At 65.6% G+C, this 17,204-nt stretch carries 14 protein-coding genes; 10 read left to right on the forward strand and 4 right to left on the reverse strand.

Annotated elements, in window-relative coordinates:
* Positions 1-33 precede the first annotated feature (33 nt).
* Together ACFOMH_RS11325 and carA are read right to left on the reverse strand one after the other, a co-directional pair.
* On the reverse strand, positions 34-2,178 hold the full coding sequence (locus ACFOMH_RS11325; protein ID WP_377744573.1) for a glycosyltransferase family 2 protein: 2,145 nt from the start codon (positions 2,176-2,178) through the stop codon (positions 34-36).
* Between the two features lie 96 nt (positions 2,179-2,274).
* Entirely contained in the window at positions 2,275-3,423 is a 1,149-nt protein-coding gene (carA, locus tag ACFOMH_RS11330; protein ID WP_377744575.1) for a glutamine-hydrolyzing carbamoyl-phosphate synthase small subunit, read from the reverse strand.
* A 204-nt stretch (positions 3,424-3,627) separates the two neighbouring features.
* Here carA and ACFOMH_RS11335 point away from each other — a divergent pair, with 204 nt between their 5' ends.
* The 10 genes from ACFOMH_RS11335 (at position 3,628) to ACFOMH_RS11380 (ending at position 14,849) form a co-directional block, all read left to right on the forward strand.
* Entirely contained in the window at positions 3,628-4,092 is a 465-nt protein-coding gene (locus ACFOMH_RS11335; protein WP_374423030.1) for a GatB/YqeY domain-containing protein, read from the forward strand.
* A 366-nt stretch (positions 4,093-4,458) separates the two neighbouring features.
* Positions 4,459-5,496, forward strand: a complete 1,038-nt coding sequence (locus ACFOMH_RS11340) for an NAD(P)-dependent alcohol dehydrogenase (RefSeq protein WP_374423031.1) — start codon at positions 4,459-4,461, stop codon at positions 5,494-5,496.
* A gap of 10 nt (positions 5,497-5,506) precedes the next feature.
* A complete protein-coding gene (gene xylB / locus ACFOMH_RS11345) occupies positions 5,507-6,967 on the forward strand; it encodes a xylulokinase (RefSeq protein ID WP_377744577.1) in 1,461 nt (486 codons plus the stop codon).
* Positions 6,968-7,256: 289 nt separating this feature from the next.
* Positions 7,257-8,141 carry a helix-turn-helix domain-containing protein gene (locus tag ACFOMH_RS11350; protein WP_374423035.1) on the forward strand — a complete coding sequence of 295 codons (885 nt, stop codon included), beginning with the start codon at positions 7,257-7,259 and terminating at the stop codon, positions 8,139-8,141.
* Positions 8,142-8,241: 100 nt separating this feature from the next.
* On the forward strand, positions 8,242-9,147 hold the full coding sequence (locus tag ACFOMH_RS11355; protein WP_377744579.1) for an ABC transporter substrate-binding protein: 906 nt from the start codon (positions 8,242-8,244) through the stop codon (positions 9,145-9,147).
* A 75-nt stretch (positions 9,148-9,222) separates the two neighbouring features.
* Entirely contained in the window at positions 9,223-10,725 is a 1,503-nt protein-coding gene (locus tag ACFOMH_RS11360; protein WP_377744581.1) for a sugar ABC transporter ATP-binding protein, read from the forward strand.
* Positions 10,715-11,689 (forward strand): ABC transporter permease, encoded by a 975-nt coding sequence (locus ACFOMH_RS11365; protein WP_374423041.1) that lies wholly within the window; start codon positions 10,715-10,717, stop codon positions 11,687-11,689. Before ACFOMH_RS11360 ends, ACFOMH_RS11365 begins: the two co-directional genes overlap by 11 nt.
* Before the next feature lie 33 nt (positions 11,690-11,722).
* Entirely contained in the window at positions 11,723-12,454 is a 732-nt protein-coding gene (locus tag ACFOMH_RS11370) for an SDR family oxidoreductase (protein ID WP_374423043.1), read from the forward strand.
* Between the two features lie 30 nt (positions 12,455-12,484).
* Positions 12,485-14,104, forward strand: a complete 1,620-nt coding sequence (locus ACFOMH_RS11375; RefSeq protein WP_377744583.1) for an FGGY-family carbohydrate kinase — start codon at positions 12,485-12,487, stop codon at positions 14,102-14,104.
* Positions 14,105-14,123: 19 nt separating this feature from the next.
* Positions 14,124-14,849, forward strand: a complete 726-nt coding sequence (locus ACFOMH_RS11380) for an SDR family oxidoreductase (protein WP_374423047.1) — start codon at positions 14,124-14,126, stop codon at positions 14,847-14,849.
* A gap of 28 nt (positions 14,850-14,877) precedes the next feature.
* Here ACFOMH_RS11380 and ACFOMH_RS11385 read toward each other — a convergent pair whose 3' ends face one another.
* Together ACFOMH_RS11385 and ACFOMH_RS11390 are read right to left on the reverse strand one after the other, a co-directional pair.
* The gene (locus ACFOMH_RS11385; RefSeq protein WP_377744585.1) at positions 14,878-15,759 is read right to left on the reverse strand and encodes a universal stress protein; all 882 of its coding nucleotides are present in this window, start codon (positions 15,757-15,759) and stop codon (positions 14,878-14,880) included.
* Positions 15,756-17,180, reverse strand: a complete 1,425-nt coding sequence (locus tag ACFOMH_RS11390; RefSeq protein ID WP_377744587.1) for an amino acid permease — start codon at positions 17,178-17,180, stop codon at positions 15,756-15,758. The genes ACFOMH_RS11385 and ACFOMH_RS11390 overlap by 4 nt, the downstream gene beginning before the upstream one ends.
* Between the last annotated feature and the right edge of the window lie 24 nt (positions 17,181-17,204).

The following is a 17,204-nucleotide window of genomic DNA, read 5'->3' on the forward strand; positions in this document are numbered from 1 at the left end:
GGCGGATCCGCGCGGATCCGCCCTAGGCCGGCGTTAGCCCACCTCGCCCAGCATCGGGATCAGCGTTGGCGCCCTGTCCCGGCTGTCCTCGGTGTCGCAAGCAACCGTGCCCATCGCGTGGTGACCGTCGACAGGTGCCGCGTTGCCCGCTGTCGGATAGGGGACCAGCCGCCCCTCGGTCACAGTCGGTCCCGTGGAAATGGGCCGCTCTTCCTGTGCGGCGTCGAAAATGCCGTGCTGGGTTTTGTCCCAGTAGAAGGGTTTCATCACCACCTCATAGATCGCCTTCCAGGCGGCAAGACAGCCCAGCGGGAAATACAGATGCAGCGTCGGCACCCAGGGCAACAGGTGGCGATGCGCCCGCCCGCGCACGGCCCACATGCCGATGGCGATGCTGAGCAGTTCGGACAGGATGAAAACCCCGAACAGGGCCGTGATGGCATGACCGCCAAGCTTTTCGGACAAAAGCTCGCGCATCGGATGCGGCAGGCCAAGGCTGAGCAACCAGAAGCTCCATAGCACCGGCGCCAGCAGATATTGCGAGACCGAGGCGAAAAGCTGCACTTGAAGGGCCAGAAAACGCCGGCTGCCCAGATCGCGCCACAATCCGACCGGGTCGCGCATATGTACGCCCCAGGTCATGGCAAACCCCTTGAGCCAACGCGACCTTTGCTTGACCCAGGGCACAAGACGGCAATTGGCCTCTTCGTGGGTGACGGTGTCGAGCATTTCGGTGCGATAGCCACGCCGGGTCAGACGCACGCCAAGATCGGCATCCTCGGTCACGTTCCACGCGTCCCAGGCGCCGATCTCTTCCAGCCGGTCGCGGCGAAAGAACAGCGTCGTCCCCCCCAACGGCACGACCAGATCCAGCGCGGCCGCACCCGCAAGCGTGCCGCGAAACCACGCGGCATATTCGATGGTAAAGGCGCGCGCGAGCCAGTTGGTGCGCGGGTTGTAATAATCCAGCACCCCTTGCAGGCAGGCGACGTCGGGCGCGGCGAAATGAAAGCCGCGCGCGACCTTGTGCAGCTGATCGGGCTCGGGCCGGTCCTCGGCATCCCAGATGCCGATGATCGTGCCACGACAGAAGTTCAGCGCATAGTTCAGGGCACGGGGCTTGGTGCGGATCGGGCCGTCCGGGACCTTGACCACCCGCATCCAGCGGGGCAGGGCCGCGTCCTCGAGCGCCTGACAGGTGATCTTGTCCGTTTCCTCGACCACCAGCAGGATATCCATCAATTCGCGCGGGTAATCCAGCCGCGACAGCCGGCCGATCAGCTTGTCGGCGATATCCGCCTCGGAAAAGAGCGGCACCATGACCGAAATCACCGGCAGCGGCGCGGTCATTTCGGGCGGGGTGGCGCGCCCCTGACCGATGGCGCGGTCTTGCGCCGAACGCCGCGCGGTCTGGCGCAGGATCGCCCAGAAGGACAAGGCCTTGAGACCGCTCGACGCGATCAGGGCCAGCAGCGCCCAGGCCGTCACCACCGCGATCACCGCGATCGGCGCCAGGATCAGTCCCAAAAGGGTGACCGCGATCAGGATCGTGGCGATACGGCCGGTGCGGCGTTCGTTGCGTGTCCGGCAGCTTTCCTTGGCCGGGACGCGGGTTTCGGCCTGCCGGATCAGGGTCGTCCGGCGCTGGGCCAGTATCGCCTCGCGCGCGGCGGTTTCCGAACAAAGCAGCATGCGCACCGCGCCGAACCGCTTTGGCAGGGTGTCGCGGAAGCCGGCGAAATCCTCGGGGCGGGCGGTGGCGATAAAGGTCACGCCCCCGATCCGCCGCCAGGGTACGACACCGGCCGACAGGCAAAGATTCGCCCCGATCTGATCGACCAGACGCGGATCGGGTGGCAGCGCCGCCAGATCGACGATGCTGGACCGCCATTGCCGCGACAGCGCACGGGTCAGCGCCTCTTCCTGGACCCAGCCATTGGCCAGCAGGATTTCCCCCAGCCGGACGGCCTGGCGCTGGCGCATGACCAGCGCCTTCATCAGGTTGTGGGGATCGACCGCGCCATCCTCGATCAGGATCTGGCCCAGGGGGCGGATGTCGCGTGGCGCAACCAGTTGCGCGGGCGCGCTGGCCGGGAAGGGGACGGATCCCCCCACCGCCTTTGGATCGGCTGGCAAGGCCCGAAGGGGGATGGGCTGGATGAGGGCTGCGCCGGCCATGCACGATTCCGCTTCTGGATCAGGTCGATCCTCTTTGGCATGGCCAAGGTTAAGAAGCGGTTAATCGTGTCGTGGTTTCAGCCGGTTGACGTAAGGTCAGGCGCGGCGTTCGCGCATGGCCCCGGCGAAACGCTCGAAGAGATAGGCGCTGTCCTGCGGTCCGGGGCTGGCCTCGGGGTGATGCTGGACCGAAAACACCGGCTTGCCGGTCATGCGCAGCCCGCAATTGCTGCCATCGAACAGGCTGACATGGGTTTCGATCACGCCATCGGGCAGGGTCTGGGCATCGACGGCGAACCCGTGGTTCATCGAGGTGATCTCGACCTTGCCGGTCTCGACATCCTTGACCGGATGGTTGGCGCCGTGATGACCGTGATTCATCTTGACGGTCTTGGCCCCAAGGGCCAGCGCAAGCATCTGATGGCCAAGGCAGATCCCGAAAATCGGCATGTCACGGGCCAGCAATTCGCGGATCATCGGCACGGCATATTCGCCGGTCGCGGCCGGATCGCCCGGGCCGTTCGACAAAAACACCCCTTCGGGGTTATGGGCCAGAACATCCTCGGCGGTGGCGGTGGCGGGCAGGACCGTCACTTCGGCACCGCTTTGCGCCAGCGAGCGCAGGATATTGCGTTTCGCGCCGTAATCCACGGCCACCACGCGAAACGGCTGCGCGGTGTCGGGACGGTCGAATTCCCCGGGCCAGGACCACAGCCCTTCGTCCCAACGATAGCTTTGCTGACAGCTGACTTCGCGCGCGAGGTCAAGGCCCACCAGCCCCTTCCAGTCGCGGGCGCGGGCGACCATGGCGGCGATATCGAAATTCCCGTTCGGATCATGGGCCAGCACGACATGCGGGGCGCCTTGCTGGCGGATTGCGCGGGTCAGGCGGCGGGTGTCGACGCCGCCGATGCCGATGCGGCCGCGCCGCGCCATCCAGTCGACCAGATCCGAGCTGGCGCGCCAGTTCGAAGGCTCGGTCGGGTCCCATTTCACCACGATGCCGGACGCGACGGGCTCGGCGGCTTCGTCGTCCTGGGCGGTGACGCCGGTATTGCCGATATGGGGGAAGGTGAAGGTGACGATCTGGCTGGCATAGCTGGGATCGGTCATGATCTCTTGATAGCCGGTCATGGCGGTATTGAAGACCAGTTCCGCCACCACTTCGCCGGTGGCGCCAAAGCCGTGGCCATAGAAAACGGTGCCGTCGGCAAGTGCAAGACAAGCGGTCGGTTTCTGGGGCATCTGCGACTCTCCGGCTAAATCGCCGGGAAACTAGGTAAAGGGGGCGCGCGCGTCAAGCCGGAACGGGGCCGGTTTCGGAACTTTGCGCGCGGGTCGGGGTTGCGTGCAGGGCGGCCCGCCGGGCGGGCGCGGCCGGTGGGGCAAGGCTTGACGGCGGGGACGAAGCCGGGCACCACCCCGCGATGATATTGCGAAGGGGATCAGATGGCACTGCGTGAACGCATTCTGGCCGATACGAAAGACGCGATGAAGGCCAAGGAAACCGCGCGGCTTTCGACGCTGCGGCTGATTTCGGCGGCGATCAAGGACCGCGAGATCGCGGCCCGCACCGAGGGCGGCGAGCAGGGCGGCCTGACCGAGGCGGATCTGATCGCGATCCTGTCCAAGATGGTCAAACAGCGTCAGGAATCGGCCAAGGCCTATGAAGAGGGCGGCCGGCTTGAACTGGCCGAGCGCGAAGAGGACGAGATCCGGGTGATCCAGTCCTATCTGCCGCGCCAACTGGACGAGGCCGAGGCCGCGGCCGCCATCGACAAGGCCATTGCCGATCTGGGCGCGGAATCGATCCGCGACATGGGCCGGGTCATGGCCGAATTGCGCGCCCGCCACGCCGGACAGATGGATTTCGGCGCCGCCGGGCCGGTCATCAAGGCAAGGCTGATGAAATAAGCCGCAAGGGCCGCGTCCGGTGACATCATCCGGGCGTGGCCCTTGCCCGGGTGGCCCGCGCCGCCCATTCGGGTCGTTCGCGGGCCTGTGCGCCGCCGCCCGCTTGTGCCACCGTTCGGACCGGGCAAGGCGGGCCGTCCCGAAAACATCCCCCAACATATCGCGACGGCGCGAATCACCCCTTGCGCCGCGGCCGCGATTCCGGCGGAATCCGTGCATGGAAAACACCCCGGCTGAGTGAATTTTTCCGCGCCTCCGATAGAATTTTTCCCGACCATGGCAAAGAAACGCCCCGCCGGCGGGTTTCTGTTTACATTGCCGCTCCGTCCCATTCATCAAACCAATCGGGCTGTATGGGAGGACGCGATGAAAGCGCTGGTTCTGGAAGAAAAGGGCAAACTCTCGCTGCGGGAATTCGACATTCCCGGCACGCTGGGGCCCAGGGATGTCCGCATCAAGACGCATACCGTCGGTATCTGCGGCTCGGACGTGCATTATTACACCCATGGCAAGATCGGCCACTTCATCGTCAACGCGCCGATGGTGCTGGGCCATGAGGCGGCCGGCACCGTGATCGAGACCGGGGCCGAGGTCACGCATCTGAAACCCGGCGACCGCGTCTGCATGGAGCCGGGGATCCCCGATCCGACCTCGCGCGCGGCGAAACTGGGCATCTATAACGTCGATCCGGCGGTGACCTTCTGGGCGACGCCGCCGGTCCATGGCTGCCTGACCCCCGAGGTGATCCACCCCGCCGCCTTTACCTACAAGCTGCCCGAAAATGTCAGCTTTGCCGAGGGCGCGATGGTCGAACCCTTTGCCATCGGCATGCAGGCCGCGCTGCGCGCGCGTATCCAGCCGGGCGATGTGGCGGTGGTCACCGGGGCCGGTCCCATCGGCATGATGGTGGCGCTGGCGGCGCTGGCGGGGGGCTGTGCGCGGGTGATCGTGGCCGATCTGGCGCAGCCCAAGCTGGACATCATCGGGGCCTATGACGGCATCGAGACCGTCAATATCCGCAACCGCCCGCTGGCCGAGGCGGTGGCCGAGGCGACCGATGGCTGGGGCGCGGATGTGGTCTTTGAATGCTCGGGGGCGGCGCCCGCGATCCTTGGCATGGCGGCCCATGCCCGGCCCGGCGGCGCGATCGTGCTGGTCGGCATGCCAGTCGATCCGGTGCCGGTCGATATCGTCGCCCTTCAGGCCAAGGAATTGCGGGTCGAGACGGTTTTCCGCTATGCCAATGTCTATGACCGGGCGATTGCGCTGATCGCGTCGGGCAAGGTGGACCTGAAGCCGCTGATTTCGGCCTCGATCCCCTTTGCCGACAGCATCGCCGGCTTTGACCGTGCGGTCGAGGCGCGCGATACCGATGTCAAACTACAGATCGTGATGCCGGCATAAGGGGACGGGGATGTATCTGGGACTGGATCTGGGAACATCCGGCATCAAGGCGATGCTGGTGGATGATGATTTCGCGACCATCGGCGTGGCACATGCGCCCCTGACCGTCAGCCGGCCGCATCCCGGCTGGTCCGAACAGGATCCCGCCGACTGGATCGCGGGGGCCGAAAAGGTCATCGGCGATCTGGCCCGCCAGCACCCGGAGGCGATGGCGCGGCTGCGGGCCATCGGGCTTTCGGGGCATATGCACGGGGCCACGCTGCTGGATCGCGCGGATCAGGTGCTGCGGCCCTGTATCCTGTGGAATGACGGGCGTTCGGGGCCGCAATGCGCGGAACTGGCGGCGCGGGCCGATTTCCACGGCATCGCCGGCAATCTGGTCATGGCGGGCTTTACCGCGCCCAAGCTGCTTTGGGTGGCCGAGAACGAGCCCGAGATCTTTGAGCGCACGGCCAAGGTGCTTTTGCCCAAGGATTACCTGCGGCTTTGGCTGACGGGCGAGCATGTCGGCGAAATGTCGGATGCGGCGGGCACACTTTGGCTCGATGTGGCGCGGCGCGACTGGTCGGACGAATTGCTGGCCGCGACGGGCCTTGACCGCGCGCAGATGCCAACGTTGGTCGAGGGTAGCGATGTGTCGGGCAGGCTGCGCGCCGATCTGGCCGAACGCTGGGGCGTGGCGCGCGTGCCGGTCGCGGGGGGCGGGGGCGACAATGCCGCGACCGCCTGCGGCATGGGGGTGATGGTGCCGGGCACGGGGTTTTTGTCGCTGGGCACCTCGGGGGTGCTGTTCGCGGCGACGGAAACCTATGCGCCCAATACCGGCGATGCGGTCCATACCTTTTGCCATGCGGTGCCCGCGACATGGCATCAGATGGGGGTGATCCTGTCGGCCACCGACAGCATGACCTGGCTTTCGGAAATCACCGGGCGCACGGTGCCCGAACTGGCGGCTATGGTGCCGGAAAATGTCGCCGCGCCGTCGCCGGTCGGCTTTCTGCCCTATCTGTCCGGCGAGCGGACGCCGCTGAACGATCCCGATGCGACGGGCGCCTTTTGGGGGCTGCGCCGGGCCACCGGGCTTGCCGATCTGTCGCAATCGGTGATGGAGGGCGTGGCCTTTGCCTTTGCCGATTGCGTCCATGCGCTGCGCAAGGCCGGAACCCCGATCGAGGCGGCCTATGCCGTCGGCGGGGGCGCGCGTTCGCGCGCATGGCTGCGGATCATGGCATCGGCCACCGGGCTTACGCTGCTGGAACCCGAGGATGGCGATTTCGGCGCGGCCTTTGGTGCGGCAAAGCTGGCGGCGGCCTGTGCGACGGGCGATACATCCGCACGCATATTCGCCCCACCCGCGGTTCGCGCCGAAATTGCGCCCGATGCCGCATTGGCCGCTGCCTATGCGAAAAAGTATGAGGCCTATCGCGCCGCATATCCACAGCTGAAAGCTCTGCCGGATTCCCGGGCTTAGGCCACAAAACCGCGTCAAAACCACGATTTTTTCACTATGGCCGGGCCGGTGTCGCTGCAATGCGGCGCCGGCTTTCTGCTATGCGGCGGCGGGCGCTTTGCGGCTGGGGCGCACGCTTCTACTATTTTCACGCGGGGCCGGTTAAAAAAGTATCGTTAATTCTTGCGCGCTGATGTGGAGCGCGTATCACCCCCGCGCCTATGGTTGTCGTCACCGTCACGCGCCCCCAACCCGAGGAGAGGGGGGCGACCGCCACACCCGGCGGCGCACGGTGCCAAGGAGGATGGAAATGCAGCCCGATCTGGAACTGGTCCATATCCGCAAAGGCGAATCCTTCGCCGCGTGGATGCATGGCTATCCGTTCCGCACCGTGCGCTGGCACTATCATCCCGAATACGAAATCCATCTGGTGACCGCGACCACCGGCACCTTTTATATCGGTGACCATGTCGGCAGCTTTGGCCCCGGCCAGCTGATCATGACGGGGCCGAACCTGCCGCAGAACTGGATCAGCGATCTCGCCCCCGGCGAGGCGGTGCCGCTGCGCTCGCTGGTGATCCAGTTCCCCGAGGATTTCATCGAGGATTCGGTCGCCGCCATGCCGGAAATGGAGGCGCTGCGCCCGCTTTTGGAACGTTCGCGCCGGGGCCTGCTTTTCGACGAGGATACCAGCGCCCGCATCCGCCCGCGCATGAAGCGCCTGATCGAGGCGCAGGGCCTGCGCCGCCTGGCGCTGTTTTGGGACATTCTGGACCAGCTGGCGCGCGCGCCCGAACCCGAGGTGCTGGCCAGCCTCAGCTTCGAGCTGGATCTGGGCCAGACCAGCGACAGCGGCATCAATCGGGCGCTGTCGCATCTGCGCGAACATCTGACCGAACAGGTCGATGAGGGCGATCTGGCCGAGATGGTCGGGCAAAGCCAAAGCGCGTTCTCGCGCGCCTTCAAGCGCCATACCGGCACCACGCTGGTGCGCTATCGCAACCAGTTGCGGGTCGATCTGGCCTGTCACATGCTCTTGACCGATCCCGACATCCGGGTGGCCGAAATCTGTTACGATGTCGGGTTTTCGAACCTGTCGAACTTCAACCGGCATTTCCTCAAGCTCAAGGGAATGTCGCCGTCGCAATTCCGCACCACCTTCGCGGCCAACAAGGCGCTGGTCATGGCGGAATAGGGCCGACCGCAAGCACGGCTTTCACCAATTCGGGCGACGAAGCCGCCGCCCGGAAACGGGCAGGGCATTCCTGCCGCATCCAACTGGGAGGCTATCTCTGATGAAAACGACCCTTCTGACCGCCTCGGCCGTCCTTGCGCTGCTGGCGGCGCCGGCTCTGGCGCAGGACAAGCTGAAAATCGGCATGACGTTTCAGGAAATGAACAACCCCTATTTCGTCTCGATGCAAGAGGCGCTGAACGAGGCCGCCGCCGATCTGGGCGCCGAGGTGGTGGTCACCGATGCCGGCCATGACGTCGCCAAACAGATCAATGACGTCGAGGACATGCTGCAGCAAAACATCGATATCCTGCTGCTGAACCCGACCGACAGCGCCGGGATCGAGGCCGCCGTTCACGCCGCGAAAGCCGCCGGCGTCATCGTCGTGGCGGTGGACGCCAATGCGAACGGCCCCGTCGACACCTTTGTCGGCTCGAAGAACCGCGATGCGGGCTATCTGTCGTGCAAATATCTGGGCGATGCGCTGGGCGGCAAGGGCGAGGTCGCGATCCTCGACGGCATTCCGGTCGTGCCGATCCTGCAGCGCGTCGAGGGTTGCAAGGCGGCTTTGGCCGAATTCCCGGAAATCCAGCTGGTCGATACCCAGAACGGCCGTCAGGACCGTTCGGTCGCGCTGGGTGTGGTCGAGAACATGATCCAGTCCAAGCCCAACCTGGCCGGCATCTTCTCGGTCAACGATGGTGGCGCCATGGGTGCGCTGGCTGCGATTCAGGGCTCGGGCAAGGATATCAAGCTGGTATCGGTGGACGGCGCCCCCGAGGCGGTCAAGGCCATCGCCGAGGGCGGTCCCTTCATCGAGACCACGGCCCAGTTCCCGCGCGATCAGGTCCGCGTCGGTCTGGCCATGGCGCTGGCACAGAAATGGGGCGCGCGCGTCGTGCCGAAGGAAGTGCCGATCGACGTGATGGTCGTCGACGCCAAGAACGCGGCTGAATTCAGCTGGTAAGGTTCCTTCCCGCCTCCCGTCCCCGCGCGCCGCGTGGGGGCGGGCCTTTTCCCGCCACACAAGATGAGGGGCATCATGCTGGAACTGACAGGTATCAGGAAAAGCTTTGGCAGGATCGAGGTTCTGCATGGCGTCGATCTTGAGGTTCGCGCCGGCGAGGTGCACGCCCTTCTGGGCGAGAACGGCGCCGGGAAATCCACGCTGATGAAGATCCTGTGCGGCATCATCCAACCCTCGGAAGGGGTGATCCGCATCGAGGGCACGGAACGCCATTTCGCCGATTACGACGAGGCGATTGCCGCCGGCGTCGGCATCGTGTTTCAGGAATTCAGCCTGATCCCGTATCTGAACGCCGTCGAAAACATGTTTCTGGCGCGCGAATTGCGCGGGCCGCTGGGCCTGCTGGATCGCCGGGCGATGCGGGTGCGGGCGCGCGACATCATGCGCCAGCTGGCGGTCGATGTGGATATGGACGTGCCCGTGAACCGCCTTTCGGTGGCCGAACAGCAATTCGTCGAGATCGCCAAGGCGCTGTCGCTGAACGCCCGTATCCTTGTTCTGGACGAACCCACCGCGACCCTGACGCCCTCGGAGGTCGAGCACCTGTTCAAGGTCATGCGCGAATTGCGCCGGCAGGGTGTCGCCATCGTCTTTATTTCGCATCACCTCGAAGAGATATTCGAGATCTGCGACCGCATCACCGTGCTGCGCGATGGCGAATTCGTCGCCTCTTGTGCGGTGTCGGATGTGGACAATGACCGGCTGGTCGAAATGATGGTCGGCCGCCGCATCGAAAACAGCTTTCCGCCCAAACCCGCCGCCGATCCGGCCGCCCCCGCGATCATCGAGGTCGAGAAGGTGCAGCTGAAAAAGGGCGGTCCGGTATCCGCCTTTACCCTGCGCAAGGGCGAGATTCTGGGCTTTGCCGGGCTGGTCGGCTCGGGGCGCACCGAAACCGTGCTGGCCATGCTGGGCGCCTGGCCGGCCGCGCAATGCCGGCTCAGGATGGACGGCGTCGAGAAACGCTTTGCCGATCCGGCCGACGGGCTGATGCAGGGGATCGGGCTTTTGCCCGAAAGCCGCAAGGAACAGGGGCTGATCACCAGCTTTTCGATCCTTCAGAACATCTCGCTGAACAATTACGGCAAATATCGCCAGGGACATTGGTTCATCGATCTGAAAAAGGAACGCGCCTGCACCGAAACCGCCATGGCGCAGGTCCGCGTCAAGGCGCAGGGGCCGAATGCGCGTGTCGACACGCTGTCGGGCGGCAACCAGCAAAAGGTGGTCATCGCCCGCTGGCTGAACCACGACATGCGGGTGCTGATCTTTGACGAGCCGACGCGCGGCATCGATGTCGGCGCAAAGGCCGAAATCTATGCGCTGATGCGCGAATTCACCGCCGCCGGCGGGTCGATCATCATGGTGTCCTCGGAACTGCCCGAGGTGATCGGCATGTCGGACCGGGTCTGCGTCTTCCGCTCGGGCGGGATCGTGGCCACGGTCGAGGGCGCGGCCATCAATTCCGAAAACATCATGACCCATGCCACGACCGGGAGAGTTGAACATGTCGCATGACACAAACACCGGCGCGGCCGGAAAATCGGGCGCGGGGCTTGGCCGCATCCTGCATTCGCCGCTGGCGCTGCCGCTGATCGGGCTGATCGTCGTGTCGGTCCTGATGGGCTTTGCCAGCGACAATTTCTTCAGCCTCAGCAACATCATGAACGTGCTGCGGCAGGTTTCGGTCGTGGGCATTCTGGCGGTCGGCATGACCTTCGTGATCCTGACCGGGGGGATCGACCTGTCGGTGGGCGCGGTGATGGCGCTGGTCGGCACGCTGGGCACCGGCATGATGGTGAATATGGGTTTGCCGGCGCCGCTCGCGCTGGTGATCGGGATTTTCATCGGGCTGGGCATCGGGCTTGCCAATGGCGTGCTGGTCGCATGGGGCAAGATGCCGGCGATCATCGTCACGCTGGCCACCATGGGGATGGCGCGCGGTCTGGGCCTGATCTATTCGGGCGGCTATCCGATCAGCGGCATTCCGGGCTGGATCTCGTGGTTCGGGGTCGGGCGCGTGGGTTTCGTTCCGGTGCCGGTCATCATCATGGTCGTGATCTATGCCGCGGCTTGGGTTCTGTTGCAGCGCACGCCCTTTGGCCGCCATGTCTATGCCCTTGGCGGCAACGAGACGGCGGCACGGCTGTCGGGCGTCAAGACCCAGCGGGTCAAGCTGGCCGTTTATGGTATTTCCGGGCTGACCGCCGCGCTGGCCGCCATCATTCTGACCGGCCGGCTGATGAGCGGCCAACCGAATGCCGGCGTGGGCTTTGAACTGGACGCCATCGCCGCGGTCGTCCTTGGCGGCACCGCGATTTCCGGCGGGCGCGGGCTGATCCTTGGCACGCTGATCGGGGCGGTGCTGCTGGGCATTCTGAACAACGGTCTGAACCTGATGGGCATCAACCCCTATCTTCAGGACGTCATCAAGGGCGCCATCATCCTGCTTGCCATCTATATCGGCCGCGAATGGCGCTGAGCCGGCCGTCACCCCATTTTTCAGGAGAAGAGTATGTCTGAATCGCTTCAAGGCAAGATCGCCGTCATCACCGGGGCCGCATCGGGGATCGGCCTTGCCACCACCCGGGCGCTGCTGGATCAGGGCGCGACGGTCGTCATGGTCGACTGGAACGAGGCCGCGCTGAACGCGTTGGTCGCGGATCTGGGTCCCCGCGCCATCGCGCAGGTCACGAACCTTCTGGATGCCGAAAGCTGCGCGGCCATGGTGCCGGAAATCCTGGCCAAGGTCGATCACATCGACATTCTTTACTGCAATGCCGGCACCTATATCGGCGGCGACCTGACCGAGACGACGAATGACGCCATCGACCGGATGCTGAACCTCAACGTCAATGCGGTGATGAAGAACGTCCGCGACGTCGTCCCGCATATGAGCGCGCGCAAGACCGGCGACATCATCGTCACCTGTTCCATCGCCGGCCATTTCCCCACCTATTGGGAACCGGTCTATTCCGGTTCGAAATGGGCGATCACCAGCTTCGTCCAGGGCATGCGCCGCCAGATGATCCCGCATGGCGTGCGCGTCGCGCAGGTCTCGCCGGGGCCGGTTGTCTCGGCGCTGCTGGCCGACTGGCCCGAGGAAAACCTGCGCAAGGCCAAGGAATCGGGCAGCCTGATGGACCCCGAAGAGGTCGCGGATGCGGTCGTCTATATGCTGACCCGCAAGCGCACGGTGACGATCCGCGATATGCTGGTCCTGCCTACCAATTTCGACCGCGTCTAAGGGCGCGGTCCAAGGACGAAAGGACGCGGCATGGCCCAATACCTGATCGGCGTGGATGTCGGCACCGGCTCGGCCCGGGCGGGCGTTTTTGATGCGGCAGGCCAGTTGCTGGCCACCGCCAAACGCCCGGTCGAGATGCATCGCGAGGATGGCGGCATCGCCGAGCAATCCAGCGAACAGGTCTGGGGCGCGGTCTGCGCCTCGGTGCGCGAGGCGGTCAGCCGCGCCGGGATCGACCCCGCGGATGTCGCGGGGATCGGCTTTGACGCCACCTGTTCGCTGGTGGTGCGCGGGCAGGGCGACCAGACCCTGTCCGTGGGCGACCCCGCCCATCCCGAACGCGACATCATCGTGTGGATGGACCATCGCGCTGTCGGGCAGGCCGAACGCATCAACGCGCAGGGCCATGAGGTCCTGCGCTATGTCGGCGGCCGCATCTCGCCCGAGATGGAAACGCCAAAGCTGTTGTGGCTGGCCGAGAACCGGCCGGACGTCTATGCGCAGGCCGTCCATTTCTTTGATCTGACGGATTTCCTGACATGGAAGGCCAGCGGGGCGCTGGACCGCTCGGCCTGCACGGTCACCTGCAAATGGACTTATCTGGCGCATGAAGGGCGTTGGGACGCGGGCTATTTCCGTCAGATCGGTCTGGGTGATCTGGCCGATCAGGATTTCGCCCGCATCGGCCAAAGCGTGGTCGACCCGGGCACCGCGCTGGGGCGGGGGCTGACCGCCGATGCCGCGACCGAGATGGGCCTGCGCCCCGGCGTCGCGGTGGCGGCGGGGTTGATCGACGCCCATGCCGGCGGGGTGGGCACGGTCGCCGCCGGGGGCGATGCAACGGCCTGTCTTGGCTATGTCTTTGGCACCTCGTCCTGCACCATGACCACGACGCGCGATCCGGCTTTCGTCCCCGGCGTCTGGGGGCCCTATTATTCCGCCATGGTGCCCGGCGCCTGGCTAAATGAGGGCGGCCAGTCCGCCGCCGGCGCCGCCATCGACCAGCTGATCCAGCTGCATCCCGCCACAGCCGAGGCCGGGGCGCTTGCTCAGGCGGCGGGAAAGTCGCTGCCGCAATGGCTGGCCGACCGGGCCTTGCAGCTTGCGGGTTCGGCCAGCGCCGCCACCCGGCTGGCGGACGACCTGCATGTGGTGCCGGAATTTCTGGGCAACCGCGCGCCCTTTGCCGATCCCCATGCCCGTGCCGTCATCATGGGGCAGGGGATGGAAAGCGGCCCGGATTCGCTGGTCGCGCTTTATGTCGCGGGGATCTGCGGGCTGGGTTACGGGCTGCGCCAGATCATCGAGACCCAGGCCGAACATGGCGCACCCATCGCCACGATCAGCGTTTCGGGCGGGGCGGGGGCGCATCCGCTGACCCGTCAGCTTCTGGCCGATGCGGCCGCCCGCCCGGTCGAGATCACCGAATGCGCCGAGCCGGTGCTTCTGGGTTCGGCCATGCTGGGCGCGGTGGCGGCGGGGGTCTATCCCGACCTGCGGACCGCCATGCCCGCCATGTCGCGCATCGCAACCAGCTGCGCGCCCGATGTGGCCAGCCGTCGGGTTCATGACCTGCGCTATGCCGCGTTCCTGCGCCTGCAACAGGCGGCGCGCGAAATCCGTCAATCCATGGCCGGGCTTGCCGGCTGATCCATATCACGAGGGACCCATGCAGTTTTCCGGCAAATCCGTCATCATCACCGGCGCGGGCAAGGGCATCGGCCGCGCCTGTGCCCGCGTCATGGCCGCGCGCGGCGCCGAGGTCATAGCACTTAGCCGCACCGCAGCGGATCTTGACAGCCTGCGGGCGGAAATCGGCGGGCGCAGCATCACCGTCGATCTGGCCGATCCCGCCGCCACCCGCGCCGCGATGGCCAAGGCCGGGACCTGCGATTATCTGATCAACAGCGCCGGCATCAACGTGCTGGAAAGCGTGCTCGACATGACCGAGGCCGGCTATGAGGCCGTGCTTGGCATCAACCTGCGCGCGGCGCTGATCACCTGTCAGGAATTTGCCCGCGCCCGCGTGGCGGCGGGCGGCGGCGGCGCCATCGTCAACATCACCTCGATTGCTGGGCATCGCGGCTTTCAGGATCATCTGTGCTATGCCGCGTCCAAGGCCGGGCTGGACGGTGCGACGCGGGTGCTGGCCAAGGAACTTGGCCCCCATGGCATCCGCGTGAACGCCGTCGCGCCCACGATCACCCTGACCGAACTGGCGGCCGAGGCATGGTCGGACCCGGCGAAAAGCGCGCCGATGATGGTGCGCCACCCCCTGAACCGCTTTGCCGAGGCCGATGAGGTCGCCCAAAGCATCGCCATGCTTCTGTCGGATGACAGCGCGATGATTTCGGGCGCGATCCTGCCCGTGGATGGGGGCTTTCTGGCGGTCTGAACGCCGCCGGAAAGCGTTTCGGGCAGGCCTATTCGGTGATGCGCGGCACGATCATGCGCGGCACCGGCGCATGGCGCAGCACCTTGCCTGAATTCGAACCGACAAAGACCCGCAACAGCCCGCCCAGCCGGCTTGATCCGATGACCAGCATCTCGTCGGGTTGCCAGGTCAGATCTGCGACCGCCTCTTTCCAGGTGCGCCCGTCGCCCAGCCCGGATTGCGGCGGCAGCGGGCCGTCCCACGCGGCGCGGATCTGGTCATGCACCGCCAGCGCCTGGGCGCGGAACTTGTTCGAGACCATGTTCTCGACATCATAGCCCGCGCCGCTGGGATACATCTGGCGGTCGCGCACGATAAAGGTCGCCAGCCGCAGCGGGACGTGAAACCCCTCGGCGATCCGGCCCGCCTCATGCGCCAGCGCAAGCGAATGCCCGGATGCCGAGATGGCGCAGGTGATGCGCGACAGGCCGGCATCGGGGGCCACATATCCGCGCGGCGCAAGCGCCACCGGCACCTGCGCGCTGCGCAGGATCTCGCTGGCGACGGTGCCTTCCTGAAAGCGCGCCATCGGCGCCTTGCGCGACGAGCCCAGCACGATCGCATCCGCCGCCATGTCGCGGGCCAGCGCCAGCAGGCCGGCGCTGGCCGTCGCTGCGTGGTGATGCAGGAATTCGGCCGTGATCCCGGCGGGCATTTCGGCCCGCGCCTGTTGCAATGTCTTTTCGGCATGCCGTTCCAGGAACTGGGCATATTCCACATCGACCATGGCGGGCGACGGGTGGTCCCATGTTTCCGGCAGGATCACCGCCACGATCACCTGGCCGCCGGCCGAACGCGCCAGCATCGCGGCCAGGCGCAACGCCTCGCACCCGCCCTTGTCCGCCGAATATCCGACCAGAAAGCGTTTCATTCGGCGGCATCCGGGTTGGCGGCCGATCCCGGTTCAAGGATCGAGTTCCGCGAGGAGTAAAAGATATACATGATCCCCGCCAGGATCGCCCAGATCGCCGTCAGCTTGTAGACGATCAGCGACAGGCTGGAGATCAGGTAAAGGCACGAGATGATGCTGAGGATCGGAAGCACCGGAAAGAACGGCACCTTGAAGCCGCGCGGCGCGTCCGGGCGGCGATAGCGCAGGATGATCACCCCCGCCGAAACCACCGTGAACGCGACCAGCGTCCCCATGCTGGTCAGATCCCACAGCACCGCCGAGGGCAGGAAGGCCGCGATGGCCGCCACCACGCAGCCGACGATGATCGTGTTCGCCGTCGGCGTCAGCGTATGGGGGTTCACCCGGCTGAAGATCGGCGGCAGCATGCCATCGCGCGACATCGCAAACAGAACCCGCGTCTGGCCGTAAAGCACCACCAGCGTCACCGAAAAGACCGAAATCACCGCCCCCGCCGACAGGATCGCCGAGGGGATGGTCGAGCCGGTGACGTTTTGCAAGATGACCGAAAGCCCGGCCTCTTGTCCTTCGAACGCGTCCTGCGGCTGGGCGCCAAGGGCGGCCAGCGTGACCAGCAGATAAAAGCTCACCACGATGATCAGTGCCAGAATGATCGCCAGCGGCAGGTTGCGGCGCGGGTTCTCGACCTCTTCGCCGGCGGTCGAAACCGCGTCGAGACCGACGAAGGTGAAAAAGATCGACCCGGCGGCGGCGCTGACGCCGGCAAAGCCATGGGGCGCGAAGGGGGTGAAATTCTCGGCCCGGAACGCGGTCAGAGCGATGGCGATAAAGAGCGCCAGCACCGCCAGCTTGATGATCACCATGATCGCATTCGCGCGCGCCGATTCCCGCGAGCCGCGCACCAGCAGCACACAGCACATGCCGACCAGAATTGCCGCCGGCAGGTTGATATACCCCTCACCCCCCAGCTTCAGCGAATAGCCCTCGGCCACCAGCGGCGCGTGCAAAAGCGCGCGCGGCAGTTCATAGCCGGTGGTGATCAAAAGCAGGTTGTGGAGATATTCGCTCCAGCCCACGGCGACGGCCCCGGCCGAGACGCCGTATTCCATCACCAGACAGGCGGCGACAAAAAAGGCAAGGCCTTCGCCCAGCGTGGCATAGGCATAGGAATAGCTGGACCCCGAAACCGGGATCATCGAGCTCATTTCCGCATAGCACAGCGCGGTCAGCCCGGCGGCGAAACCCGCGATCAGGAACGCGAACAGGACCGCCGGCCCCGCGACCGGCACCTGTTCGGCCAGCACAAAGAAAATCCCGGTGCCGATGGTGGCGCCGACGCCGAACATGGTCAGCTGAAACAGCGTGATCGAACGTCTCAGTTCCCCGCCCTGGCCATGGGCCTGGGACTGGGCGAGGAACATTTCAATTGGCTTTCTGCGCAAAAG

This window comes from Paracoccus mangrovi (assembly GCF_042648425.1).
Lineage (GTDB): Bacteria > Pseudomonadota > Alphaproteobacteria > Rhodobacterales > Rhodobacteraceae > Paracoccus > Paracoccus mangrovi.